We start from the raw sequence: 25,682 nt of genomic DNA, 5'->3' as shown, positions 1-25,682 counted from the left end.
GTCCGATGAGGCATTCCCACGCAGAGCGTGGGAACGATCTGCAGTGAACCAAAATCCCCGAATACCACTATCAGCCGTTTTTGCCTCGTTGCCACATGACGGACGCATTACAACTCTAGGATTGGCCTCATCCGTTTGCTGAGGTCCGTCCATGAATCCTGCCATCGCAACTGCCCTGACCAACCCCGGCGCGCCGATGAAAGTGCGCGGCGTGCACAAGCGTTTCGGTGCGTTCACTGCGCTGGATAACGTCTCCCTCGATGTCGCCGCCGGCGAACTGGTGTGCCTGCTCGGTCCGTCGGGCTGTGGCAAGACCACATTGTTGCGCTGCATTGCCGGGCTGGAGCAGCAGGACAGCGGCGAGCTGTATCTGGACGATCGCGATGTCTCGCACCTCGCCCCGCAAGCGCGGGATTACGGGATTCTGTTCCAGTCCTACGCGCTGTTCCCCAATCTGACGGTCGAGGCGAACATTGCCTACGGCCTCGCTGGCAGCGGCCGCGATGAAGTGCGCCGGCGTGTCGGTCAGATGCTGGAACTGGTCGGCCTCAGCGGCAGTGAGAAAAAGTACCCAGGCCAATTGTCCGGCGGTCAGCAACAGCGAGTAGCGCTCGCTCGCGCATTGGCGCCGGCGCCGTCGCTGCTGTTGCTCGACGAACCGATGTCGGCCCTCGACGCGCGGGTGCGCGAGCACTTGTGCACCGAGCTGCGTCAGCTGCAACGCAACCTCGGCATCACCACGCTGATGGTCACGCACAATCAGGACGAAGCGATGCTGATGGCCGATCGCATCGCGGTCATGAATAACGGCCGCGTCGAGCAGTACGCCACCCCGCAGGAAATCTACAACCGCCCGGCCACGCCGTTCGTGGCCGAGTTTGTCGGCCAGGGCAACTGGCTGCCGTTTCAGCGCAGCAGCGACAGTCACGCCCGGGTCGGTGGGATGAATCTGCGCCTGGCCGAGGGCAGCGTACACGGCGCTTCGGGTCGACTGTTCTGCCGCCCGGAGGCGATCAACGTCAATCCGCTGGTGCACGAAGAGAACCTGTTCCCGGCCAAGGTCCGCGAAATCACTTTCCTCGGCAATCGCTGCCGGATGAGCTTCGAACTTGATCAATTGCCGGGCCACGCACTGCTCGCCGAAATCGCGCCAGAAGCCATGCCGCGCCTCGGCGCCCAGCAGATCATGGTCGCCTTGCCGCCGCGCAGTTTGCAGGTGTTCGCCTGATGAACAGCAACCTCGCGCTGCCGCTACCGCACAAGCAGGTGCGACAGTCCTCGAAAGCCGAGATCGGCGATCGCCTGTTCGTGGTCGGCGGCAAAGTCCTCCTGCTGGTGTTGCTCGGCCTCGCGGTGCTGCTGCCGTTGCTGGCGATCTTCTGGCGCGGCTTCAGCAACGACGCCGGGCAGGGCGGTGGATGGCTCGCGGCGAAGGAGTTGGTGACCAGTGCCAATTTCCATTGGCTGCTCGGCAACAGCCTGAAAGTGTCCCTCAGCGTGGCGGCCATTGTCGTACCGCTGGCCTACCTGTTTGCCTACGCGCTGCAACGCACGCTGATTCCGGGCAAAGGCATCTGGCGCGGGATTTCCCTGCTGCCGCTGATGGCGCCGTCGATGCTGCCGGGCATTGCGCTGGTCTATCTGTTCGGCAACCAGGGCATGCTGCGTGGGCTGCTCTCGGACAATATCTATGGGTTCTGGGGCATTGTGCTGGGCGAGGTGATCTACACCTTCCCCCATGCGCTGATGATTTTGCTCTCGGCATTGTCGCTGGCCGATGCGCGGCTGTTCGATGCCGCATCGAGCATGGGCGCCAGTCCGGCCAAGGCGTTTCGCAGCATTACCTGGCCGGCGACCCGCCAGGCGGTGTTCGCCGCGTTCTGTCTGGTGTTCACCCTGACCATTACCGATTTTGGTGTGCCGGTGGTGGTCGGTGGCGACTATCAAGTGCTGGCGCTGGAGGCCTACAAAGCCGTGGTCGGTCAGCAGCAATTCGGTCGCGGCGCGTTGATCGGCATGGTGCTGTTGCTGCCGGCGCTGTTCAGTTTCGGTGTCGATGCCTGGTTGCGTCGCCGCCATGGTGACTCGATGAGCGGGCGCGCGCAGGTGTTCAAACCGCTACCGTGCAAGCTGCGCGACGGCTGCTATCTGGCCATTGTTTTGCTGATCAGCGCGGCGTTGATTCTGGTGTTCGGCATGGCGGTGTTTTCGTCGCTGGTGAAGTTCTGGCCGTACAACCTGTCGCTGTCGCTCAACCACTATCAGTTCAACGAGACCGCCGGCGGTGGCTGGCTCGCCTACGGCAACAGTCTGAAGATGGCTCTGGGCACGGCGCTGATTGGCAGCGTGCTGATTTTCACTGGCGCCTATCTGATGGAGAAAACCCGCACTCAGCGCGGGCTGAACCTGGCTTTGCGCATGCTCAGCTTCGTGCCGATGGCGGTGCCGGGGCTGGTGCTGGGCCTGGGTTACGTCTTCTTCTTCAACCTCAGCGGCAATCCGCTGCACGTGCTGTACGGGACGATGACGCTGCTGATCGTCTGCACCATTGCGCACTACCTGACCACCGCACAAATGACCGCGACCACCGCGCTGCGCCAGCTCGATGGTGAGTTCGAGGCTGCGGCGCTGTCGCTGAAGGCGCCGCTGTACCGGCATTACCTGCGCGTGACTGTGCCGATCTGCTTGCCGGCGCTGCTGGACATCGTGCGCTACCTGTTCGTCTCGGCAATGACCACGGTTTCCGCCGCGATCTTCCTCTACAGCCCCGACACCATCCTCGCGGCGGTGGCGGTGCTGAATATGGACGATGCCGGCAACGTCGGCGGTGCGGCGGCAATGTCGACCCTGATTCTGTTCACTTCGGCCGGCGTGTCGCTGCTGCTGGCGTGGGCTTCGCGCGGCCTGTTGCGCCGTTCCCAGGCCTGGCGGCAAACCGCGCCCGGTCACTGATTGCAAACCCGATCAACTCATCTACAGGAAAACGCTCATGTTCAAGCCTATGGCCCTGGCCGCTGCTGTGCTCGCGACTTTCAGCCTGAATGCCTTCGCGGCAAAAACCGAGTTGACGGTGTACACCGCACTCGAAGCCGAACAGCTGAAGTCCTACAAGGACGCTTTCGAAAAGGCCAACCCGGACGTCGAGATCAAATGGGTGCGCGATTCCACCGGGATCATCACCGCCAAACTGCTCGCCGAAAAGGCTCGTCCGCAGGCTGACGCGGTGTGGGGCCTGGCCGCGTCGAGCCTGGCGATTCTCGACCAGCAAGGCATGCTGCAAAGCTATGCACCGAAGGATCTCGGCAAGATCGGCGCGAACTACCGCGACGCCGCCAACCCGCCAGCCTGGGTAGGCATGGATGTGTGGGCCGCGACCATTTGCTTCAACACCGTCGAGGCTGAGAAGCAGGGTCTGAGCAAACCGGTCAGTTGGCAGGACCTGACCAAGCCTGAGTACAAGGGCAAGATCGTCATGCCCAATCCGGCGTCGTCCGGCACCGGTTTCCTCGACGTCAGCGCCTGGCTGCAAACCTTCGGCGAGAAACAGGGCTGGGCCTACATGGACGGCTTGCACCAGAACATCGGCCAGTACGTTCACTCCGGTTCCAAGCCGTGCAAACTGGCGGCGGCGGGGGAGTTTCCGATAGGGATTTCCTTTGAATATCCAGCCGTACAGTTGAAACGCCAGGGCGCGCCGCTGGACATCATTCTGCCGAAGGAAGGTCTGGGCTGGGAGATCGAAGCGACGGCGGTGATCAAAGGCACGCCGCACGAAGAAGCGGCGAAGAAACTCGCTGATTTCTCCGCCAGCGCCGAGGCGATGGATCTGTACAAGGAGAACTTCGCCGTGCTCGCCCAGCCGGGGATTGCCAAGCCGCAAACCGAATTGCCAGCCGACTATGAGCAGCGCCTGATCAAGAACGACTTTGCCTGGGCCTCAAAGAATCGCGACGAGATCCTGGCTGAATGGCGCAAGCGGTATGACGGCAAGTCCGAGGAAGTTGTCGCCAAGTAAGATCTTTATCGACTGACAAGGCCCCTTCGCGAGCAGGCTCGCTCCCACAGTTGCAATGCTGTCCCCTGTGGGAGCGAGCCTGCTCGCGAAAGCGGTTTCTCATTCAGAGCACCTCTACATGACACAACCCAAAGACCTGCTCATCATCGGCGCCGGCATTCTCGGTCTGTCCCACGCCTATGCCGCCGCCAAACGCGGCCTGAAAGTCGCGGTATTCGAACGCACAGCCACGCCCCTTGGCGCTTCGGTGCGCAATTTCGGCCAGGCACTGGTCACCGGTCAGCCGCCCGGCACCATGCTCGACCTGGCCAGGGCCAGCCGCGAAATCTGGGGCGACTGGGCGCAACTTGCCGGTGTGCAGATCAAGCGCAACGGTTCGTACCTGTTCGCCCGCAGCGAGGCCGAAGAACACCTGCTCGAAGCCTTCTGCGCCGACCGCGCGGTCGAGCATGGCTACAACGTCGAGCTGCTGCGCGGCGCGGCGTTGCGTGATCTCTATGGCGGCCAGTTCAGCCATCACCGCGCCGCGTTGCACGGTATCGATGATCAGCAGTTGTACTCGCGCGAAGCGATTCCGGCGCTGATCGATTATTTGCGCCGCGACCTGGGTGTCGAGTTTCACTTTTCCACACTGGTGCGCGATGTCGAGCCGGGGCATCTGCACAGCACCGCCGGCAGTTTTACCGCCAAGCAGATCATCATCTGCTCCGGCCACGATTATCAGACCCTACTGGCCGAGCCGATTGCTGCGCTCAATCCGCAGATCTGTCGTCTGCAAATGCTGCGGGCCAAACCGCAGGTCGATCTCGATCTGCAACACGCCGTGCTCACCGGCCTGAGCTGCGTGCACTACGGCGCTTTCGCCGATCTGCCGGAAGCCGCAGCGGTGCAGGCGCAGATCCTACGTGAACAACCGCACCTGCACGCCAACGGCATTCACTTGCTGATCAGCCCGACACCGTATGGCGAACTGATCATCGGCGATTCGCATCATTACGGCAGCGATGCGTCGCCGTTCAACGCCGAGCAGGTCGACAACTGGATGCTCGAACTCGCCGAGCAGACGCTGGGCTGCCGGGTGCAAGTGGTCGAACGCTGGCAGGGCGTCTATGGTGCTCGTGGGCCTGGTCCGTTTTCTTTCCTGCGCCCGGCACCGGGCCTGAGCGTGGCGCTGATGCACACCGGCGTCGGCATGAGCGTCGGCCCGGCGCTGGCCGAACGCAACATCGCGCAATTACTGGAGGAGGCATGAATCACGAACAGGTGATCGCCCGGGTGTTCGGCCTGTATGAACGCTTCGGCGCCAGCGATTACATCGGCGAACCGGTGTCGCAGCTCGAGCACATGTCCCAGGCCGCAGAACTGGCTATGGCTGAAGGCTGCGACGATGAAGTGGTGCTGGCGGCGTTCTTTCATGACATCGGCCATTTGTGTGCCGAGGGTGCGGAAAACATGGGCGGTTATGGCGTGGTCAGCCATGAACGGCTCGGGGCCGATTATCTGCGTGAGGCAGGTTTCAGCGAACGGCTGGCGCGACTGGTGGAATATCACGTCCAGGCCAAGCGCTATCTGACCTTACGCGAGCCGGGCTATTACGCGCGGTTGAGTGAGGCGAGTCGCAGGACGCTGGAATATCAGGGCGGGATAATGAGCGCGGCTGAGGCGGATGCGTTCGAGGCTGATCCTTTGTGTGCGCTGAGTTTGCGCATGCGGCGCTGGGATGAGTTGGCGAAGGAGGTTGCAGTGCCGCTGGTGGATCTGAGTGTGTTAAAGCGCAAGGCTGAGAAATTGTTGTCGGCTGAGTGATTGCAGCCCTCACCCCAGCCCTCTCCCGGAGGGAGAGGGAGCTGATCTCCATGCTTTTCAAACCTGAGTTCGACTGGATATCTCAGGTCGGTGTATGACCCAAGAGCAACACAGTCGGCCCCCTCTCCCTCCGGGAGAGGGCTGGGGTGAGGGGGTAGCGATCTAAAGCTCAAGCACCCGATCAACCAACGCCTCAACCTGCTCCTGCCTTTCCGCCTGATTCAACTTCGCCTGCGGATTGAGCGACGACCACTGCGGATGCGCGCGCGCCTTGTTCAGCGCTTCCGGCAACTTGCCTTCGCGCCAGGTCTTGTCCAGAGGCGTGGCCACCTGAATGCTGTCCATCGCCGCATGCCCGCGCTGATCCAGGGCCAGCAGCAACTGGCGCTGGCGCAACGCCAACAGGCGCAGCACGGCGTCATCCACTGTCAATTCCCGCTGGCCTTTGATCTTGCCGAGCAGGCGACTGCCATAACTGCGCGCGGTTTGCAGTGCGCCACCGGCAATCGCGCCGGCCAGTGCCGCCGCGCCAAGGGTAATCCCGCCGACCAGCAAATCCACCCCAGCCCCGGCCGCTGCACCGGCAGCAATGCCGCCGCCGACGCGCACGCCGAGTTGCTTCAGGGTTTCCGGGTTGAACAGATCATCGCCCCAGCGCCCGTCGAGCAACGGCAAGTCACTGGCCGCCGCGTCCTGCGGGCGAAACGCGTAGAGCTTGAGCAGCGCCTCAACGCACTTCTGCTCACGCTGACGTACGGCTTTGCGCAGCTCGCTGATCGCCTGCTGTTCCTGCTCGGCTTCGCTGACCACACTGCGTCGGCACGCGGCGCAATCGATCAGCAATTCGGCAATCAGGCGCGCGGCGCTTTGCTGACGGGCGAGGCGCTGCGCCTGCTGGTCGGCGATCAACCGCTCCAGTTGCGGCCGGGCGTTTTCCAATAGAAGGGCGAGGCTCTCGTACAAGCGCCGCTCGCCATCCTCGGGCGGCGCGACGCTGTCGAAACGTACCAACGCATGCAGCCCCAACCGCGCCAGCGCTTCACGCCAATCGGGTTCGCGATGGTTGGCGCTGCTGACGAAATTCAGCACCGGCAGCAGCGGTTTGCCGCAACTGGCGAGCACTTCCAGCTCGTCGCGGTACTTGGCCAGCACCGGTTCACGGGCGTCGATCACATACAGACCGGCATCGGAGGCCAGCAGTTGTCGCAGTACCTTGGCTTCCTGTTCGAAACGCTGGCGCGCCTCGCTGCCGTCGAGAAACCGTGCCAGCCGTGCCGGGCCGTCGAGGCGTTCGCCGGGGCGTTCCAGACGCTCGAGAAAATCCAGCAGGGCGATCGCATCTTCCAGCCCCGGCGTGTCGTACAGATCGAGCAACGGCTCGCCATCCACCGACAACCGCGCGCCTTCGACATGCCGGGTGGTGCTCGGCCTGTGCGAGACTTCGCCGAAGCCGACGTCACGGGTCAGCGTGCGCAGCAGCGAGGTCTTGCCGACGTTGGTGTGGCCAACCACTGCCAGTTTCAGCGGGGCCTTGCGTGCATCAGTCATGTCCGCTCTCCAGCCAGTTCATCGGCGCGCAATCGGCGAATGGCAGTTCCAGCTGTTGCAGCGCCGCGTGCCAGTCACCCAGACGTTGCCCGTCCAGCGCTTCGCCGGGTGGCGCTTGCAGCAGCCAGATGCGAGTGGCGCCGGCGTTGCGCGCGAGTTCGGCGATCAGCGCGAGGCTGCCGCGATCCGGCGAACGTCGCGGATCACAGGCGATGGCCAGCCGCGCTGGCGGGAAGCGACTGAGTTGCTCGAGCAGTTTGTGCCGCGATTCGCGACTGTCGAGGATGCCCGCGTTGCTGACGTTTTTCGGCAGCGCGGGTGGCCACGGACGCTGTTCGTCCAACTCGATCGCCACCAGCAGCGCGCCTTCGCTGGCGCGTTCGCCGACGTTGCTTTCGATGCGATGCAGTTGCGCCGGCTCCGGGTCGTTGACACCAAGGCGTTCGCTGGTCGGCATCAACCGTTCGCGCAGTTGCGCGTAGCCGGGCAGGTTCAGATCCAGGCGCAGCGCCGCTTTGCCGCTGTTCCAGCGCCACAGGCAGAACATCGCGAGCAGCAGGCGCGGCAGCACGCCGTAGACCACCAGCACACCGACCAGCCAGGTCGCCCAGGCTTGTCGTGCGCTTTCAATATCCAGTGCGCCGTCGCCGCTGGCGCGGATCATTTCCTCGGTCGGCACATTGAAGCCGAGCAGCGACGGCAGATAGCCAAGGGCCTGGGTGACATGGATAAAGGTGTCGGCGCCGAGGATCGTGGTTTCCCAGACAAAGCCGTAGCGCCGCGTGGCCATCAGCGTCAGCAACAGAATCAGCGCGCTGAGCATCGCCAGCAGCCACAGGCCATTGACCAACGCGCCGAGCGCCCAGCGGTTGAGTTTCTTGCGTTGCAGCAGCAACAGCAGGGCCGGCGCCAGTTGCGCGGCTTTGGCATCGCGGGCGAATTTTTCGCTGAGCCACAGCCACAAGCGCCCGAGGGTGGCGCCGTGTTCGCCTGCGAAAATCAAGCCCAGCGCCCAACTCAGCAGCAAAATCAGATTGATCCCGAGCAGACTGCCCAGCGCCCAGAACACATTCACCGGCGTCTGCCCAAGTGCGGCGAAAGCCAGACCGGCGCCGCTGAGCACGGCGAAAATCATCAACAGCACCAGCGCCAGACGCGCGCCTTGCAGCCAGTGCTTGAGGGCGGCGGTCAGCCCGTCACGCTCGGCCAGCCATAGCGCCCGGCGTGCAATGCGGCTCGGCAGATCGCCGCCAGCGGCGCGGGCCAGACGATTGGCTTCCAGATCATCCAGCGGCCCCGCGTGTTCTTCGCGCAGGCGGATGGTTTCGGTGAGCCAGAGGTTTTGCAGTGGAGTCAGTTCAGTCACGCGGCGTCCCGTCGCTAAATCGAGCGCTGAGCATAACCGCTGTGGCGCTTATCGGGGTAAGCGCGGCTCTGGTATCCTCGCCGGCATGACTAAATCACTGCCCCTCAGCCTGATCGCAGCCCTCGGTGAAAACCGCGTGATCGGCGTCGACAACAGCATGCCCTGGCACCTGCCGGGGGACTTCAAATACTTCAAGGCGACCACGCTCGGCAAGCCGATCATCATGGGCCGAAAGACCTGGGATTCGCTCGGCCGGCCGTTGCCGGGGCGCTTGAACATCGTGGTCAGCCGTCAGCCTGATCTGCAGCTCGAAGGCGCCGAGGTCTATCCGTCGCTGGAAGCCGCCGTGGCCCGCGCCGAGGAATGGGCGAAAGCCCAGGGCGTTGATGAACTGATGCTGATTGGCGGCGCGCAGTTGTATGCGCAAGGGCTGGCGCAGGCCGATCGGCTGTACCTGACCCGCGTAGCGCTGAGCCCGGAAGGGGATGCGTGGTTTCCGGAGTTTGATCTGAGCGAATGGAAGCTGGTGTCGGATGTACCGAATCCGGCAGAGGGCGATAAACCTGCATATAGCTTTGAGGTTTGGGAGAAAGCCTAACAGCTTCGCGAGCAGGCTCGCTCCCACAGGGGAACGCATTTCAGTGTGGGAGCGAGCCTGCTCGCGAAGAGGCCCGCTCAGTCGCTGAGAAGCTTAAGCCTGGGCCAACTCTGCGTGTTCATCGGCATCCAGCAACGCTTTATCAGTCTGCTGCATGACCTGACTGGTAATCGCCCCTGCGGTAATCGAGCCACTCACGTTCAACGCGGTGCGGCCCATATCGATCAGCGGCTCGACCGAAATCAGCAACGCCACCAGTGACACCGGCAGGCCCATCGCTGGCAGCACGATCAGTGCGGCGAACGTCGCGCCTCCACCCACTCCGGCGACACCGGCCGAACTCAACGTGACAATCGCTACCAGCGTCGCGATCCACAGCGGATCCAGCGGGTTGATGCCGACCGTTGGTGCCACCATCACCGCCAACATCGCGGGGTACAGGCCGGCACACCCGTTCTGGCCGATGGTCGCACCGAACGAGGCAGCGAAACTGGCGACTGACGACGGAATGCCCAGACGACGGGTCTGCGCTTCGATGCTCAGCGGAATGGTTGCCGCGCTGGAGCGGCTGGTGAAGGCGAAGGTCAGCACCGGCCAGATCTTGCGGAAGAAGCGCAGCGGGTTGATCCCGGCGGCCGACACCAGCACGCCGTGCACGACGAACATCAGGCCCAGGCCGATATACGAGACCACGACGAAACTGCCCAGCTTGATGATGTCCTGCAGGTTGGAACCGGCGACCACTTTGGTCATCAGCGCCAGCACACCGTACGGGGTCAGCTTCATCACCAGACGCACCAGACGCATCACCCAGGCTTGCAGGGTGTCGATGGCGTTGATCACTTTCTGACCTTTCTCGACGTCGTCCTTGAGCAGTTGCAGCGCGGCAACCCCGAGGAACGCGGCGAAGATCACCACACTGATGATCGAGGTCGGCTTGGCCCGGGCCAGGTCGGCAAACGGGTTCTGCGGAATGAACGACAGCAGCAGTTGCGGCACATTGAGGTCGGCGACCTTGCCGGCGTAGTCGTTCTGAATGGTTTGCAGGCGCGCCATTTCCTGAGTGCCGGCGATCAGACCTTCAGCGCTGAGGCCGAACAGGTTGGTCAGGCCGATGCCGATCAACGCCGCGATGGCGGTGGTGAACAGAAGCGTGCCGATGGTCAGGAAACTGATCTTGCCCAGCGACGAGGCGTTGTGCAGGCGGGCGACGGCGCTGAGGATCGAAGCGAACACCAGCGGGATCACGATCATTTGCAGCAACTGCACGTAACCGTTGCCGACCAGATCGAACCAGCCGATCGAGGCTTTCAGCACCGGATTGCCGGCACCGTAAATCGTGTGCAGCGCGACGCCGAACGCCACGCCGAGGACCAGTGCGAGCAGGACTTTTTTCGCCAGGCTCCAGGTGGTGTGGCGGGTCTGCGCCAGACCGAAGAGCAGGGCGAGGAACACCAGCAGGTTGAGAATCAGCGGTAGATTCATGAGAACTCCAGTAAAGACTGTGCCAACAGCCATCCGGGGCTGCTGCGAACCGGCAAGCCTAACAGCTTGATTTGCAATGATTTAATACCAAAATGGCTGGGCAACCGTCGTTTTTGGAATAAGCGCGTGTCGCTGTCGGCAATGCAACTGACGCGCAGGGGACGTAAGCGGTCGCTGACAGGCGAGGCTTGTCACAATGATTTGTTAGCGTCGAACTCTTTGCATCGGGGAGTAGCGCTATGAGAATTGCACGCACGTTGTTGGCTATGGCACTGGCGGCTGGCCTTGCTGGCCAGGCATTGGCCACGGACCTCAAGCATTGGCCGGCGGATCAGGCCAAGGCGCTGGACGCGATGATTGCCGCCAACGCCAACAAGGGTAATTACGCGGTGTTCGACATGGACAACACCAGTTACCGCTACGACCTCGAAGAATCCTTGCTGCCGTTCATGGAAAACAAAGGCCTTATTACCCGCGACAAGCTCGACCCCTCGCTGAAACTGATGCCCTTCAAGGACACCGCCGAGCACAAGGAAAGCCTGTTCAGTTATTACTACCGGCTCTGCGAAGTCGACGACATGGTCTGCTACCCGTGGGTGGCGCAGGTGTTCTCTGGCTTCACCCTCAAGGAACTCAAGGGCTACGTTGACGAGCTGATGGCTTCGGGCAAACCGGTGCCGGCGACGTATTACGAAGGCGATGTGGTGAAGAAGCTTGATGTCAATCCGCCGAAGATCTTCACTGGCCAGCAGGAGCTGTACAACAAGCTGATGGAGAACGGCATCGAGGTCTACGTGATGACCGCCGCTTCAGAGGAGCTGGTACGCATGGTCGCGGCGGATCCCAAGTACGGTTACAACGTCAAACCGCAGAACGTCATTGGCGTTTCACTGCTGCTCAAGGATCAGAAGACCGGCGAGCTGACCACTGCGCGCAAACAGATCACTGCTGGCAAATATGACGAGAAGGCCAACCTCGGCCTGGAGCTGACGCCGTACCTGTGGACCCCGGCAACGTGGATGGCCGGCAAGCACGCAGCGATCCTGACCTATATCGATGAATGGAAAAAACCGGTACTGGTCGGCGGCGATACCCCGACGAGCGACGGTTACATGCTGTTCCACGATGTCGATGTGGCCAAGGGCGGCATTCACTTGTGGATCAACCGCAAGGACAAGTACATGACGCAAATCAACGGCATGATGGCCAGGCACGCGGCGGCGCAGGCCAAGGAAGGCTTGCCGGTGACGGCGGACAAGAACTGGGTGATCGTCAAACCGGAAGACATCCAGTAAGCCACGATCGCATGTAGGAGCTGCCGAAGGTTACGATCTTTTGATCTTGTTTTGGATCGTTCCCACGCTCTGCGTGGGAATGCAGCCCGTGACGCTCCGCGTCACTGGACGCGGAGCGTCCCTTGAGACATTCCCACGCAGAGCGTGGGAACGATCAGCCCCGCACATGGCAGGGCATTTTTGCATCGGCGATTTGACGGTTACAGCCCGTCGAGCATCGCTTTGTTGCGCACCGCGCCCTTGTCGGCACTGGTCGCCAGCAGGGCGTAGGCCTTGAGCGCGGTGGTCACTTTGCGTGGACGCACCTCGACCGGTTTCCAGCCTTTCTTGTCCTGCTCGGCACGGCGTGCCGCCAGTTCTTCGTCGCTGACCAACAGGTTGATCGAGCGGTTCGGAATGTCGATCAGCACCTTGTCGCCATCCTGCACCAGACCAATCGCGCCGCCGGCCGCAGCTTCTGGCGAAGCGTGACCAATCGACAGGCCGGAAGTACCGCCGGAGAAACGCCCGTCGGTGAGCAGCGCACAGGCTTTGCCCAGACCTTTGGATTTCAGGTAGGACGTCGGGTAGAGCATTTCCTGCATGCCCGGGCCGCCTTTCGGGCCTTCGTAGCGAATGATGACGATGTCGCCTTCCTTCACTTCGTCGGCGAGGATGCCGCGCACGGCGCTGTCCTGGCTTTCGAAGATTTTCGCGTTGCCTTCGAAGACGTGGATCGACTCATCGACCCCGGCGGTTTTCACCACGCAGCCGTCCTGCGCGATGTTGCCGTACAGCACGGCGAGGCCGCCTTCTTTCGAATAGGCGTGCTCGAAGCTGCGGATGCAGCCGTTTTCACGGTCGTCGTCGAGGGTTTCCCAGCGGGTCGACTGGCTGAACGCGGTCTGGGTCGGAATGCCCGCAGGACCTGCCTTGAAGAAGTGATGCACGGCTTCGTCGCTGGTCTGGGTGATGTCCCACTTGGCGATGGCTTCTTCCATGCTGCGGCTGTGTACGGTCGGCAGGTCGGTGTGCAGCAGGCCGCCACGGGCCAGCGAACCGAGGATGCTGAAAATGCCGCCGGCGCGGTGCACGTCTTCCATGTGGTACTTCTGGATGTTCGGCGCGACTTTGCACAGCTGCGGCACGCTGCGCGAGAGGCGGTCGATGTCGCGCAGGTCGAAATCGATCTCGGCTTCCTGGGCAGCTGCGAGCAAGTGCAGGATGGTGTTGGTCGAACCGCCCATGGCGATGTCGAGCATCATCGCGTTCTCGAACGCCTTGAAGTTGGCGATGTTGCGCGGCAGCACGGAGTCATCGTTCTCGCCGTAGTAACGCTTGCACAGCTCGACGATGGTGCGACCGGCCTGCAGGAACAGCTGCTCGCGGTCGCTGTGAGTGGCCAGAGTGGAGCCGTTACCCGGCAAGGCCAGACCCAGTGCTTCAGTCAGGCAGTTCATCGAGTTGGCGGTGAACATGCCGGAGCACGAACCGCAGGTCGGGCAGGCGCTACGCTCGTACTCGGCGACTTTCTCGTCAGAAGCGCTGGAGTCGGCGGCGATCACCATGGCGTCGACGAGGTCGAGGCCGTGGGAGGCGAGTTTGGTCTTGCCCGCTTCCATCGGACCGCCGGAAACGAAGATCACCGGAATGTTCAGGCGCAGCGCGGCCATCAGCATGCCCGGGGTGATCTTGTCGCAGTTGGAAATGCACACGATAGCGTCGGCGCAGTGGGCATTGACCATGTACTCGACGGAGTCGGCGATGATCTCGCGACTCGGCAGCGAATACAGCATGCCGTCGTGGCCCATGGCGATGCCGTCATCGACGGCGATGGTGTTGAATTCCTTGGCCACGCCACCGGCGCGTTCGATTTCGCGGGCGACCAGTTGACCCAGGTCCTTCAGGTGCACATGCCCCGGGACGAACTGGGTGAACGAGTTGGCGATGGCAATGATCGGCTTCTTGAAGTCGTCATCTTTCATGCCGGTGGCGCGCCACAGTGCGCGGGCGCCGGCCATGTTGCGGCCGTGGGTGGATGTTTTCGAGCGGTAATCTGGCATGGAGCACTCCGGGCGGCTAATCACGTACTAAAGGGGAGTGAGCTTCTGTTGACCTCTGAAACACCCGAAAAATGGCCGTGTGTCCGGAAGCTGCCGATGACGTTGCGGGATCGCCGCTGGTCTCAGCCTGAGCTCATAAACCCGCCGGGGATGAATGGCGATGAATGAGGCGATTCTACACCGCTGACGCCGCGAGGGAATGGCGCAAAGCATCGTTGACTTGCTGATGCGGTGCGCGGGATGACGACTGGCAGGGTCAATGGTCGCCTCCGGGCATCAACCTGTTGCTGCGCAGGTTGCTGACGCGGCGGCCAATCACGCTGTTGAGCAACAGGGATATGCCGCTCAACAGGACGAAACCGTAGCCCAGCGTCGCTTGCAGGTTGGCCGGGCCGAGGCTGATCAAGGCGCTGACCAGCCCGCCACAGATAAAGATGATGGTGCTGCCGGCAGACGCCGATGCGCCGGCATTTTCGGCAAACAGGCTCATGGCGCGGGAGGTAGCCGGTGGCCGGGAAATGGTCGTGCCCACCGTGCAGATGAGCATTGGAATCAGCACAGTCGCAGCTGACAAATCATGGTTGGCGGCCAGATAGAGCATTACCAGTCCCGAGAGCAGGATCAGACTCAGCCCGGTAAAAATCTGCTGTTGCGCATTGATATGCCGGTTCAGCACGCTGGCGAGCACGCCGCCAAAGACATAGGCGGCGCCGTAGATCAGCAGGATCAAGGCGAAATCGTAAGGTGCCATCTGCAGCTGCTCCATGAAGATCAGCGGGGAGATGACGATGAAGGAAAAGTGGCAAGCGAAAGCGAATGCGGAAATCAGCCAACAGCCGACAAATTCGAAATTGCCCAGGACGCGCTGATAGGACTGGATGAAGCCAAGGCGGGTGGGATCATGAGGAGGACGGCTGTTATCGAGCAATCGCCAGGTCTTGATCAGAACTGCTGCGGCCAGGGCGATGAAGACCCAGAAGCTGCCGCGCCAGCCGAGCGTGGCTTGCAGAAACGTGCCCGCCAATGGTGATATCGAAATGAAGATGCCCGTTGCGGTGACCATCAGGATCCGCAGGCGATCACGCTCGTTGCCTTCGAACAGGTCTTGCACCAGTGCCTGGGACAGCACGAAGCAACCGCATCCCAGCGCCTGCATCACCCGGAAAATCAGGAACAGCGTGTAGTCATTGCTCAGCACGCAGCCCAGTGCGCCGAGCAGCGACACGCTCATGCCGGCAAGCAGCAGACCTTTGCGCCCGATCACATCTGACAGCGGGCCGATCAATAACTGGGCAAATGCGATGCCCACGGCAAACAGACTGATCGACAGCGCGATGTCGTTTGCCGATCGGCCAAAGTGGGCTGCCAATGCCGGAAAGGAAGGCAGCAGCACATCCAGCGGAAACACGCCAAGCAGGATCATCGCCAGCAGCAGGCTGATTGCTCCGCGCTGTTGTCGGCGGGTGGTTGCACGGCTGTGTTTATCCATCGATCAATCCTGCTTTGGCGAAGAGTGTCTGGTTATGGGGCAATGCAAAGAAGCCGGCCTTGTGCAGGGCCTCCACAGTAGGTTTGCAGCCAACGCGTGCACGGGCGCGGTTGGCCTGCACCGTTGCCGTGCCGCCGACAATCTCCATCACGTCGATCTCGGCAATACCGGCCGAACGCAGGCTTTGTTGCAGCCAGCCTTCATCTGCTTCGAAGAAGATGGAAATGATCTCCACGAGGGTCTTGCTGGCGAACAGGCGTTGACGACTGTTCATCGCAATCCAGAAGTAATGGAAGGCTTCGGCGAAATAGCGGCTGTGCCGGGCTTCGTCGGCAAGGTGATCACGCAACATGTCACTCACACTGGATACCAGCGTGTCGCGGCAGACCTCCAGCAACTCGCGGGCAATGATGGTTTCCGAGACAAATCCCAGCAGGAACCAGGCCAATGCACGGTTTTTCTCCGGCGTGCGCGCGATCAAAGCGTTCATGCGGCTGATCCGCTTCGGAATGACCGGTCGCCGGGTGATGCCGTAGAGCGCAGCGATCTGCTCGGCAATCTGGTTGGAAAACAGCGCGTGGTAGCCCTCGTCGGTATACAGCTGCAGTGCCGCATGTTTCATCGGTAGCGGTATATAAATGGGCAGTTCGCGGTGCACGATGACTTCCACCGCGCGGTTGACGATGCGGTGTTCGAGCAGGGTGGTGTAGTCGAGGAAATACACCAGATGATTGGCGGTAAGGCGGTGCAGGGTTTCGCGACCTTTGGCCTGGATGGCCGGATGCGCCAGATAGGGCACAAAGGCCGGGGGTAACCAGTAGCGGGTTTGCAATTGCTGCTCGACATCGCCCGGTAATCGATAGTCGTGGACACTGCTGCGTACCGATGCACGGTTCTCCCAGCCTGGAAGCGTGAATTTGAGCGACCATGACACCGGGGCTTCGCTCTCGTCCATAGCCGTGGGAATCATGACTGTGCTCCGCTGAGCAGATCACGCATTTCCTGGCACATGGCCTGGCCATCGCTTTGTCCGCAACCGACGAAGAACAACGGTTGCTCGGCGCTGTCCGCGATGCCGAGCAGGGTTTCAATCTGTGCGTCGGCAAACGCGCCGGTCAACCAGGTGTTCAACCCCAGCGTCGTCGCTACCAGTTGAAAGGTTTGCGAGAGATGACCGGCTTCGATGAAGGCCATGCGATAGGCACGCGAGTGCTCGTACTTCCACCAGAGACGATCAAACCTTGCAGTGATGAACACGCCCAGTGGCAGGTTGTTGATGAAATGCTGGCCGCCGAGCAATTGACCCAGCTCGGGATCCGGCAGCGCATTGATCCGACTCAGGGCGTGTTCGGCAGGGTGATAGGCGTAGATGCCGGGTTCCAGTCCGCTGACATTTTGCGCCAGGACAAATCCCTCACAGGCGTTCAATCCGCCGCCGGACGGGCAGCTTCGGCGTGCCTCGAGACCCGGTGCGACCGGATCGTCGTGGGCATTGTCGCGTGGGGGAAGATAGCCGAGGGTCAAATACAGCAGCGTGCCGACCTCATCCAGTGTCACCGCTGCACCGGTGTAGGAACGACAGGTTTTGCGCCTCATCAGGGCCTGAGTCAGGCTGTCATCATCAATGGCGCCCGGTACGGGCAGGGTAATCAGGGGCTGCACTGATCGCCGCGCCCGGGTGTCTGCAGGTTCTGGCTTCGCCAGCACTTCGCTGCAGTGCGCCAGATATTGGCTGGACCACTCGTGGATATTCCGAGGCGTATGTGCGCAAGGTATGTTTTGTGTGCCGATGTGATAGATCTTCGACAATTCATCCCAGCCCCAATTCGGACTGTCTATTTTTGAAGTTATTAAAATGCCGGCGTCCAGAAGTTGTCTGTCTATTATGTTGTTCGGGTCAAATATATCAGGGTTGTGTATAAGGCTGGCGAGGCGATGGGAGTATTCAAGATCAAGTTCGTGTTGAGTATGGTTCTTGTAGTTCCAGACAACTTGTCCGGGCGGGCGCGGCAATATAAAAAGAAAAGGATTGATATACATGGGCTCAGGTCACTCGGGAAAAAGTCTGATGGACGCCAGAGTGCCGGCACTCTCCGGCGTCCAGGCTTACTTAGCGGCCGGTGGCTGCAACCAGAAAGGCCAGGTTGGCGAGTGTGTTTGCTTCGAGATAAATGGTTTTCATGATGTGAACTCCTTGTTCGTTGGTAGTTGGAGTCGCTTCGTTGCGACAACTTCATATTAGTTTGTAATCGAATATTGGCAAGCGGATATTAAGTAGGAATATTCCAGTAATTTTGTCGGAGTGATCTTTTGCAGGAGGCTTACTGTGTAGGTTTAATTTCCATAAATAACAGGCATGACGAAACTTCCTGCAAGGCAGCGAGAAAGAAGTTGTAGGAAGAGGGCAGGACACTCATGTCGAGTGTGAAAAAACGGGGGGAGGGCGCGCAAAAAAAACGGGGAGCTCAGTGGCTCCCCGGTGTGCAAGCGCAATCAGCTGTTGGGCAGCAGACGGCAGGTGAGGCTTTTGATGTAACGGGTTTCAGCGATGGCCGGATGCACCGGATGATCCGGACCCTGACCGCCACGCTCGAGCATCTGGATATTGCGGTCCAGGTGACGGGCGCTGGTCAGCAGGATGTTCTGCAGATCATCTTCCGGCAGGTGCATGGAGCACGAAGCACTGACCAGAATGCCGTCCTTGGTCAGCAGGCGCATGGCTTGCTCGTTCAGACGACGGTAGGCGCCTTCGCCATTCTTCATGTCTTTCTTGCGTTTGATGAACGCTGGCGGATCGGCAACGATCACGTCGAAACGCTCTTCGCTGGCTTTCAGTTCCTTCAGCGCTTCAAAGACATCGCCTTCGATGCAGGTCATCTTGTCAGCGAAACCGTTCAGCGCAGCGTTGCGCTCTACACCGTCGAGGGCGAATGCGGAGGCGTCGACGCAGAACACTTCGCTGGCGCCGAACGCGGCGGCCTGCACGCCCCAGCCACCGATATAGCTATAGAGGTCGAGCACGCGTTTGCCTTTGGCGTAGGGTGCCAGGCGCGCGCGGTTCATGCGGTGGTCGTAGAACCAGCCGGTTTTCTGACCTTGAATGACGGGTGCCTCGAACTTCACGCCGTTTTCTTCCAGCGCTACCCACTCCGGCACCAGACCGAACACGGTTTCGACATAACGGTTGAGGCCTTCGGCGTCGCGGGCTGCGGAGTCGTTCTTGAACAGGATGCCGCTTGGCTTGAGCACCTGGGTCAACGCGGCGATCACGTCGTCCTTGTGCGCTTCCATGGTCGCCGAAGCGATCTGCACCACGAGGATGTCGCCGAAACGATCGACCACCAGACCCGGCAGCAGGTCGGAGTCGCCGTAGACCAGACGATAGAACGGCTTGTCGAACAGACGCTCGCGCAACGATAGCGCGACGTTCAGACGGTGCACCAGCAGCGACTTGTCGAGTGCCAGTTTGATGTCGCGCGACAGCAGGCGCGCGCAGATCAGGTTGTTCGGGCTCATGGCGACGATGCCCAACGGCTTGCCGCCGGCGGCTTCGAGCACCGCCTGATCGCCGGCCTTGAAGCCGTGCAGAGGCGTGGCGGCCACGTCGATTTCGTTGCTGTAGACCCACAAGTGGCCGTTGCGCAGGCGACGGTCGGCGTTGGCTTTGAGGCGCAGGCTAGGCAGGGACATGACGTCGCTCCGGAAAAAAGAGCGGGAGTATAGCGTGTTGAGGTTTGCGCCGGGCTGAGGATGCGATGAAACGCTGATGATGCCTTCGCGAGCAGGCTCGCTCCCGCACTTGGAATGCATTCACCTGTGGGAGCGAGCCTGCTCGCGAAAGCGATTTCAGCTCTTATGCAGCCAGTGCGTCAATCAGGGCCTGACTGAACGCCGGCACATCATCCGGTTGGCGGCTGCTGATCAGGTTGCCGTCCTTGACTACTTCCTGGTCGACCCAGTTGACCCCGGCATTGACCAGATCGTCCTTGACCGTTTTGTAGCTGGTCATGGTCTTGCCATTGACCAGCCCTGCGGAAATCAGCAGCCAGCTGCCATGACAGATCACGGCAATCGGCTTGCCCGCCGAAGCGGCAGTCTTGACCAGATGCTGAGCATCCTGGTCGATACGGATGGTGTCGGAATTCTGCACACCACCCGGCAGCAGCACGGCATCGTATTGATCGATGCTCACGGCCTGAAAAGTGTTGGCGACCGGAAAGTCGTCCGCCGGTTTGTCATGGTTCCAGCCTTTGACCGTGCCAGCCTCGGCGGAAAGAATATCCACCTGCACGCCGGCCTGCTCCAGGGCATCCTTGGGGCCGGTCAGTTCGACCTGTTCGAAACCATCGGTAACCAAAATAGCGACGCGTTTGCCATTGAGGGAAGTTGCCATCGGTAAGCTCCTGAGTCTGTGGAGATTTTGCCTTCGCAGCGAACCGTTGAGGTCCGATGCGCCCTACAGATTCCGAAGCCTGGACGCAGATGAAAGTTCCGACGATGTGCCCATCGGTGTGTCGCCCTGCCGTTCCAGCGGTTAGAATCGCCGCCTGCCCCGGAGTGTGTACTTATGTCCCAAGAGCTGACCACCGAACAGATTCAACAATCGCTGCAAGGCATCAGTGTGCCGGCGCAACCGCAGATCATGGTGGATCTGCAAATGGAGCAGTACATGCCCGATCCGGACCTGGAGGTGATCGCCAAGCTGATCTCCCAGGATCCCGGCCTGTCCGGCGCGCTGCTGAAAATCGTCAACTCGCCGTATTACGGCCTGAGCAACAAGATCACCTCGATCCAGCGTGCGGTAAACCTGTTGGGCAGCCGCTCGATCATCAACCTGATCAACGCGCAGTCGATCAAGGGCGAGATGAACGACGACACCATCGTCACCCTCAACCGTTTCTGGGACACCGCGCAGGACGTGGCGATGACCTGCCTGACCCTGGCCAAGCGCATCGGTACCCAGGCGGGTGACGAAGCCTATGCGTTGGGCCTGTTCCACGATTGCGGCGTGCCATTGATGCTGCAGCGGTTCCCCAATTACATGACCGTGCTGGAAGAGGCCTATGCCAGCGCCAGCCCGGAATGCCGTGTGGTCGATACGGAAAACCGTGTGTTCAACACCAACCACGCCGTGGTCGGTTACTACACTGCCAAGTCCTGGCGCCTGCCGGAGCATGTCAGCGCCGCCATCGCCAACCACCACAACGCGCTGGCGATTTTCAGCGACGAATCGTCGAAGAACAGCCAGCTGAAAAACTTGCTGGCGATTCTGAAAATGGCCGAGCACATCTGCGCCTCGTATCGGGTGCTGGGTAACCAGACCGAAGATTTCGAGTGGAACGCGGTCGGCCCGCTGGTGCTCGATTACGTCGGTCTGTCGGACTACGACTTCGAAACACTCAAACAAACGATTCGCGACCTCGGCGCGCATTGATCCGAGGACACCATGCCTGAACTGCCGGAAGTCGAAACCACCCGTCGCGGGATCGCCCCGCACCTGGAAGGCCAGCGGGTCAGCCGCGTCATCGTCCGCGACCGGCGCCTGCGCTGGCCGATCCCCGAAGACCTCGATGTGCGCCTGTCCGGGCAGCGCATCGTGCTGGTGGAGCGGCGCGCCAAATACCTGTTGATCAACGCCGAGATCGGCACGCTGATCAGCCATCTGGGCATGTCGGGCAATCTGCGTCTGGTCGAGGCCGGGTTGCCGGCGTTGAAGCACGAGCACGTCGACATCGAACTGGAATCGGGTCTGGCCCTGCGCTACACCGACCCGCGACGCTTCGGTGCGATGCTGTGGAGCAACGACCCGCTCAATCACGAACTGCTGATTCGCCTCGGGCCTGAGCCGCTGACCGATCTGTTCGATGGCGAAAGATTGTTCAAGCTGTCACGCGGACGTTCGATGGCGGTCAAGCCGTTCATCATGGACAACGCGGTGGTGGTCGGGGTCGGCAATATCTACGCGACCGAAGCGCTGTTCGCCGCCGGCATCGATCCGCGCCGCGAAGCCGGGGGCATCTCCCGCGGGCGTTACTTGAAACTGGCAATCGAGATCAAACGCATCCTCGCCGCCGCCATCGAGCGTGGCGGCACGACATTGCGCGATTTCATTGGCGGCGACGGTCAGCCGGGATACTTTCAGCAGGAACTGTTTGTCTACGGCCGGGTAGGGCAGCACTGCAAGGTCTGCGGCACCGGTCTGCGTGAAGTGAAGCTCGGTCAGCGCGCCAGCGTGTTTTGCCCGCGCTGCCAGACCTGAAAAAATCCTTGGGTCTATAGTGAGAAGTCTCACTGTTCAGCCCGAAGGATCGTGCCATGAAACTCCTGCAAGTCTTCTTCGTCACGCTGCTGCTGTGTTCCAGTCTGGCTGCTCACGCCTCGGAAAACGGCAGCGGTGACCCGCGATACACCATCCAGAATCCCCCGGCCTACGCCATGCTCGGCGACCTGCTGATTGCCCGACCTTTGCTGGTGGTGGCAACGGTGATCGGTGCGGGAGCGTTTGTGGTGTCGTTGCCGTTTACCGCGCTCGGCGGCGGTGTTGGCGATGCCGGTCAGGCGCTGGTGGTAGACCCGGCGAAAGCGGCGTTTGTGCGGTGCCTGGGGTGTACAGGGGAGGGGTTCGAGCAGCGCGAGTGAGCTAATCGGGTTTCAGGGGTGTGGCTGATGGCCCATTCGCGAGCAGGCTCGCTCCCACAGGAGAATGCATTGCAAATGTGGGAGCGAGCCTGCTCGCGAAGAGGGCCGGACGGGCACTGAAGAGATCAGGCCTTGCCGGTAATCTTGCGGTACTTCTCCATCAACTGTTCTTCAGTTTCCGGATGGGCTTCGTCCAGTGGAATGCAATCCACCGGGCAGACCTGCTGGCACTGCGGCTCGTCGTAGTGGCCGACGCACTGGGTGCACAGGTTCGGGTCGATCACGTAGATCTCTTCGCCTTGGGAAATGGCGGCGTTCGGGCACTCGGGTTCGCAGACGTCGCAGTTGATGCAATCGTCGGTGATGATCAGGGACATGCTAACTCCAGCCGGGGCGGCAGGCCCGGGCGCTATAAATCAATGCGCGCAATTGTGCCGCATTGACGCTCGCAGTGCACGCGGGGGCGATCAAGGGCACTCTTTGGCTGCGATCCAGAAACGAAAGGATCGCAGCCTGCGGCAGCTCCTACTTCTTGAAGCGCAGGGTCAGCGCGTCGGCCACGGCCGGGTGGACGAACTTGCTGATATCGCCGCCCAGCGCGGCAATCTCCCTCACCAGCGTCGAGGAAATGAAAGAATAACGCTCCGACGGTGTGAGAAACAGGCTCTCCACATCCGGTGCCAGTTGGCGGTTCATGTTGGCCAGCTGGAATTCGTATTCGAAGTCCGAGACCGCGCGCAGACCACGCAGGAACACATTGGCGTTCTGCTCTTTGGCGAAATGCGCGAGCAGCGTCGAGAAACCGACCACTTCCACGTTAGGCAGGTGTTTGGTGACCTCGCGAGCCAGTTCCACCCGTTGTTCCAGCGGGAACAGCGGGTTCTTTTTCGGGCTGGCGGCGACCGCAATGATCACGTGATCGAACAGGCGCGAGGCGCGTTCGACCAGATCGCCATGGCCCTTGGTAATAGGGTCGAAGGTACCTGGGTACAACACTCGGTTCATCGCGTCGTCCTGGCGGGAGTCCGTTGGGGAGTCGGATGGTATCGCAGCCTTCCCGGTCGGCCAAGTCGCCTGTTGGGTAAGAAAGCACTATAGACGATAGGAATATTCCGCTTTTTCATGGATTTTTCAGTCGGTCAGCCAAGGCTGTCGCCAGTTGCGCGGTCAGGCCATACACCGACAACTGCGGGTTGGCGCCGATGCTGGTGGGGAACAGCGAGCCGTCGTGAATCGACAGATTGCGCAGTTGATGATGGCGACCGAGGCTGTCGGCGACCGCGCTTTTCGGATCTTCACCCATCGCACAACCACCCATCACGTGGGCACTGCCCAGTCGCGTGCGGTACAGCTCCAGGCTCAATCCGTCGATCAGCGAGCGCGCCTCAGCCAGTGTCTTCACATAGCGACCGTCGGCGTGCATCGGCATGACCGATTGCGCGCCGCCGGCGAACTGGATTTCGGCCATGACGTGAAAGGCCCGGCGCAAACCGTCCCAGGCGTACTGCGAAACCTGATAGTCGAGCACCGGCGAGCCATCACCGCGCAGCTCCACCGAGCCACCGCTGCTGTCCGGATGGAAGCCATCGCGCAGCAGCGCCAGCATCGCGTGGGTGTGCGGCAGATCAGCCATGTGTTGCGCGTTCTCTTGACCGAAACCGCCGAGCAGTGTGGCGGCCAGCGCCGGGTGCAGCGGCGGCACTTCGAGTTTGAAAGCCATCGGCCCGGTGGTGCCGTCCTTCCACTGAAAATGGTCGGAGTAGATCGACTGCGGCGCGCCGTAGAACGGATTGACCACCTCGGCGAAACGCGCGGCGGACATGTTCACCGGATGCAAAAAGGTGCGCTTGCCTATGCGCTCATGCGGATCCGGCGCGTCGGAGCGCAGCAACAGCGCCGGGCTGTTGATGCCGCCGCCGGCCAGCACATAATGCCGCGCCTTGACGGTGATGCTGCGCCCGGTCGGCTCGACGCAGCGTTCGTCCATCGCCACGCAATGCAGCCCGGTAACCTTGTCGCCGCTGATCAGCAGCTTCTCCACCCGCGCCAGATACAGCAGCTCGCCGCCCTTTTCCAGCGTCGCCGGGATGGTCGTGACCATCATCGATTGCTTGGCGTTGCTCGGGCAGCCCATGCCGCAATAGCCCAGATTCCAACAACCGCGAACGTTGCGCGGGATCACGTGCCAGCTGTAGCCGAGGTGCTCGCAGCCTTTGCGGATCACGTCGTTATTGGCGTTGGGTGGCACCATCCACGGCGCGACGCCCAGGCGCTGCTCCATTTTTTCGAACCACGGCGCCATCTCTGCCGGGCTATGGCCTGTGACGTTGTGCTCGCTGGCCCAGTGTTCGAGGGTCGGCTCGGGCGTGCGGAAGCTCGAGGTCCAGTTGATCAGCGTCGTACCGCCGACCGCGCGGCCCTGCAGGATCGTGATCGCGCCGTCCTTGCTCATGCGCCCGATGCCTTCCTGGTAGAGGCTGCTATAGGCCTCGTCTTCGAGCAGTTTGAAATCCGAGCTGGTCTTCAGCGGGCCTTCTTCGATCAGCAGGACTTTGTAGCCGGCCGCGCTGAGGATCTCTGCCGTGGTGCCGCCGCCGGCGCCACTGCCGATGATCGCCACGTCGGCTTCGAGGGTGAGGTCGTCGCTCAATTGCGCGCCGTTGTAGGTTTTCCAGCCTCGGGCGAGGCCTTCGCGGAAGGGATCGGGTACGGGCATCGGTCAGGTTCTCTTTATTGTTCTGGATGCTGAGGTGATGCAGCAGGCCCCTTCGCGAGCAGGCTCGCTCCCACAGGGGGATGCATTTCAAATGTGGGAGCGAGCCTGCTCGCGAAGGCCGCGCCCTGGTTTCAGACCTTAGGCGGCCCGGGATAACCGCAATGCGCCCAGGACTCGGCGCGGGTGTACCAGGCCATCATCACCATCTGCTGCAACGAGCTGTGGCCCATGCGCAACAAGCTCAGTGAACTGTTCTCCCAGCGTTCAAGGAAATGCCGCATCGCTTCAGGGCTGGCGTTTTCCCAACTGCCCCAGATGCCGGTGAGCGGGCCACGGGTCACGGCCATGCCGAGCACATCGAAGAGTTGCCGAGTGAGCTTGAGCATTTCCGGCGACACGTGATCAAGGCTGTAGTCCAGTGACTTCAGCGTGCCGTCGAGCGCAGCGGGCATTTCCCCGGTGGCAACGGCGCCGTCGAGCATCACCGGGATCAGCGCACGCAGGAACAGTAGATCGCCGTCGCGCAAACTGACGAAGCCGTTGGCGCTGACGCTCGACGAGCAGCCAGTGAGGCTGGCGCCAAGGCCGGCGGTGGCGAGAAACGCGCTGGCGCCGAGGCTGAATTTCAGCAGGCCACGGCGCGACAGGGCAGGTGTTTCGGTCAGGCTTGGGTGCATTGTTTT

At 61.4% G+C, this 25,682-nt stretch carries 23 protein-coding genes; 10 read left to right on the top strand and 13 right to left on the bottom strand.

Annotated elements, in window-relative coordinates:
* The first annotated feature begins 151 nt into the window (after positions 1 to 151).
* The 5 genes from AB4N41_RS07265 to AB4N41_RS07245 all read left to right on the top strand — a co-directional run bounded on the left by AB4N41_RS07265 (position 152) and on the right by AB4N41_RS07245 (position 5,821).
* A complete protein-coding gene (locus AB4N41_RS07265) occupies positions 152 to 1,228 on the top strand; it encodes a putative 2-aminoethylphosphonate ABC transporter ATP-binding protein (protein ID WP_252877069.1) in 1,077 nt (358 codons plus the stop codon).
* Complete coding sequence (locus tag AB4N41_RS07260; RefSeq protein WP_252877068.1) at positions 1,228 to 2,952, top strand: putative 2-aminoethylphosphonate ABC transporter permease subunit; 1,725 nt, start codon at positions 1,228 to 1,230, stop codon at positions 2,950 to 2,952. The genes AB4N41_RS07265 and AB4N41_RS07260 overlap by 1 nt, the downstream gene beginning before the upstream one ends.
* Before the next feature lie 37 nt (positions 2,953 to 2,989).
* Complete coding sequence (locus AB4N41_RS07255; protein WP_460138371.1) at positions 2,990 to 4,015, top strand: putative 2-aminoethylphosphonate ABC transporter substrate-binding protein; 1,026 nt, start codon at positions 2,990 to 2,992, stop codon at positions 4,013 to 4,015.
* Positions 4,016 to 4,133: 118 nt separating this feature from the next.
* Complete coding sequence (locus tag AB4N41_RS07250) at positions 4,134 to 5,267, top strand: TIGR03364 family FAD-dependent oxidoreductase (RefSeq protein WP_252877067.1); 1,134 nt, start codon at positions 4,134 to 4,136, stop codon at positions 5,265 to 5,267.
* Complete coding sequence (locus tag AB4N41_RS07245) at positions 5,264 to 5,821, top strand: phosphonate degradation HD-domain oxygenase (protein ID WP_016772691.1); 558 nt, start codon at positions 5,264 to 5,266, stop codon at positions 5,819 to 5,821. Before AB4N41_RS07250 ends, AB4N41_RS07245 begins: the two co-directional genes overlap by 4 nt.
* 162 nt (positions 5,822 to 5,983) lie before the next feature.
* Here AB4N41_RS07245 and AB4N41_RS07240 read toward each other — a convergent pair whose 3' ends face one another.
* Together AB4N41_RS07240 and AB4N41_RS07235 are read right to left on the bottom strand one after the other, a co-directional pair.
* A complete protein-coding gene (locus AB4N41_RS07240) occupies positions 5,984 to 7,369 on the bottom strand; it encodes a GTPase/DUF3482 domain-containing protein (RefSeq protein ID WP_095181316.1) in 1,386 nt (461 codons plus the stop codon).
* Positions 7,362 to 8,735, bottom strand: a complete 1,374-nt coding sequence (locus tag AB4N41_RS07235) for a DUF2868 domain-containing protein (RefSeq protein ID WP_252877066.1) — start codon at positions 8,733 to 8,735, stop codon at positions 7,362 to 7,364. The genes AB4N41_RS07240 and AB4N41_RS07235 overlap by 8 nt, the downstream gene beginning before the upstream one ends.
* An 85-nt stretch (positions 8,736 to 8,820) precedes the next feature.
* On the opposite strand from AB4N41_RS07235, the gene AB4N41_RS07230 reads away from it, so the two are divergent.
* Positions 8,821 to 9,333, top strand: coding sequence for a dihydrofolate reductase (locus tag AB4N41_RS07230; protein ID WP_095181318.1), 513 nt, complete (start codon positions 8,821 to 8,823; stop codon positions 9,331 to 9,333).
* A gap of 93 nt (positions 9,334 to 9,426) precedes the next feature.
* Here the strand turns inward: AB4N41_RS07230 and AB4N41_RS07225 are convergent, their stop codons facing one another.
* Positions 9,427 to 10,818: an L-cystine transporter gene (locus AB4N41_RS07225; RefSeq protein ID WP_150636952.1), complete on the bottom strand. Its 1,392-nt coding sequence runs from the start codon at positions 10,816 to 10,818 to the stop codon at positions 9,427 to 9,429.
* A 239-nt stretch (positions 10,819 to 11,057) separates the two neighbouring features.
* On the opposite strand from AB4N41_RS07225, the gene AB4N41_RS07220 reads away from it, so the two are divergent.
* Positions 11,058 to 12,113, top strand: coding sequence for an HAD family hydrolase (locus AB4N41_RS07220; protein ID WP_095181319.1), 1,056 nt, complete (start codon positions 11,058 to 11,060; stop codon positions 12,111 to 12,113).
* Between the two features lie 200 nt (positions 12,114 to 12,313).
* Here AB4N41_RS07220 and ilvD read toward each other — a convergent pair whose 3' ends face one another.
* From ilvD to AB4N41_RS07190, 6 genes are all read right to left on the bottom strand, one after another.
* The gene (gene ilvD, locus AB4N41_RS07215; protein WP_024014684.1) at positions 12,314 to 14,155 is read right to left on the bottom strand and encodes a dihydroxy-acid dehydratase; all 1,842 of its coding nucleotides are present in this window, start codon (positions 14,153 to 14,155) and stop codon (positions 12,314 to 12,316) included.
* 256 nt (positions 14,156 to 14,411) lie between these two features.
* Positions 14,412 to 15,644 carry an MFS transporter gene (locus AB4N41_RS07210; protein WP_252877064.1) on the bottom strand — a complete coding sequence of 411 codons (1,233 nt, stop codon included), beginning with the start codon at positions 15,642 to 15,644 and terminating at the stop codon, positions 14,412 to 14,414.
* Positions 15,637 to 16,614: a diiron oxygenase gene (locus tag AB4N41_RS07205; RefSeq protein ID WP_095181321.1), complete on the bottom strand. Its 978-nt coding sequence runs from the start codon at positions 16,612 to 16,614 to the stop codon at positions 15,637 to 15,639. Before AB4N41_RS07205 ends, AB4N41_RS07210 begins: the two co-directional genes overlap by 8 nt.
* Positions 16,611 to 17,684: a SagB family peptide dehydrogenase gene (locus AB4N41_RS07200; protein ID WP_252877063.1), complete on the bottom strand. Its 1,074-nt coding sequence runs from the start codon at positions 17,682 to 17,684 to the stop codon at positions 16,611 to 16,613. The genes AB4N41_RS07205 and AB4N41_RS07200 overlap by 4 nt, the downstream gene beginning before the upstream one ends.
* Before the next feature lie 453 nt (positions 17,685 to 18,137).
* Positions 18,138 to 19,334 carry a class I SAM-dependent rRNA methyltransferase gene (locus AB4N41_RS07195; protein WP_236167725.1) on the bottom strand — a complete coding sequence of 399 codons (1,197 nt, stop codon included), beginning with the start codon at positions 19,332 to 19,334 and terminating at the stop codon, positions 18,138 to 18,140.
* Positions 19,335 to 19,497: 163 nt separating this feature from the next.
* Positions 19,498 to 20,037, bottom strand: coding sequence for a type 1 glutamine amidotransferase domain-containing protein (locus AB4N41_RS07190; protein ID WP_064364734.1), 540 nt, complete (start codon positions 20,035 to 20,037; stop codon positions 19,498 to 19,500).
* Positions 20,038 to 20,265: 228 nt separating this feature from the next.
* Between AB4N41_RS07190 and AB4N41_RS07185 the strand changes: the two genes are divergently transcribed.
* From AB4N41_RS07185 to AB4N41_RS07175, 3 genes are read left to right on the top strand one after another with little or no spacing between them, the layout of a single operon-like run.
* Complete coding sequence (locus AB4N41_RS07185; protein WP_164558347.1) at positions 20,266 to 21,078, top strand: HDOD domain-containing protein; 813 nt, start codon at positions 20,266 to 20,268, stop codon at positions 21,076 to 21,078.
* 12 nt (positions 21,079 to 21,090) lie between these two features.
* Complete coding sequence (gene mutM / locus AB4N41_RS07180; protein WP_252877062.1) at positions 21,091 to 21,903, top strand: bifunctional DNA-formamidopyrimidine glycosylase/DNA-(apurinic or apyrimidinic site) lyase; 813 nt, start codon at positions 21,091 to 21,093, stop codon at positions 21,901 to 21,903.
* Between the two features lie 56 nt (positions 21,904 to 21,959).
* Positions 21,960 to 22,283, top strand: a complete 324-nt coding sequence (locus AB4N41_RS07175) for a multidrug transporter (RefSeq protein WP_252877061.1) — start codon at positions 21,960 to 21,962, stop codon at positions 22,281 to 22,283.
* A gap of 125 nt (positions 22,284 to 22,408) precedes the next feature.
* Here the strand turns inward: AB4N41_RS07175 and AB4N41_RS07170 are convergent, their stop codons facing one another.
* The 4 genes from AB4N41_RS07170 to AB4N41_RS07155 form a co-directional block, all read right to left on the bottom strand.
* Positions 22,409 to 22,660, bottom strand: a complete 252-nt coding sequence (locus AB4N41_RS07170; protein WP_003195146.1) for a YfhL family 4Fe-4S dicluster ferredoxin — start codon at positions 22,658 to 22,660, stop codon at positions 22,409 to 22,411.
* A 148-nt stretch (positions 22,661 to 22,808) separates the two neighbouring features.
* Positions 22,809 to 23,288: a pantetheine-phosphate adenylyltransferase gene (gene coaD / locus AB4N41_RS07165; RefSeq protein ID WP_003229157.1), complete on the bottom strand. Its 480-nt coding sequence runs from the start codon at positions 23,286 to 23,288 to the stop codon at positions 22,809 to 22,811.
* 115 nt (positions 23,289 to 23,403) lie between these two features.
* Positions 23,404 to 24,999 (bottom strand): GMC family oxidoreductase, encoded by a 1,596-nt coding sequence (locus AB4N41_RS07160; RefSeq protein ID WP_252877060.1) that lies wholly within the window; start codon positions 24,997 to 24,999, stop codon positions 23,404 to 23,406.
* A 131-nt stretch (positions 25,000 to 25,130) separates the two neighbouring features.
* The gene (locus AB4N41_RS07155; protein ID WP_150636939.1) at positions 25,131 to 25,676 is read right to left on the bottom strand and encodes a twin-arginine translocation pathway signal protein; all 546 of its coding nucleotides are present in this window, start codon (positions 25,674 to 25,676) and stop codon (positions 25,131 to 25,133) included.
* Between the last annotated feature and the right edge of the window lie 6 nt (positions 25,677 to 25,682).

Source organism: Pseudomonas sp. S2_A10, from assembly GCF_054668465.1.
Note: the sequence above shows the minus strand (reverse complement) of the source record. Positions and strands in the feature narration are given on the sequence as shown.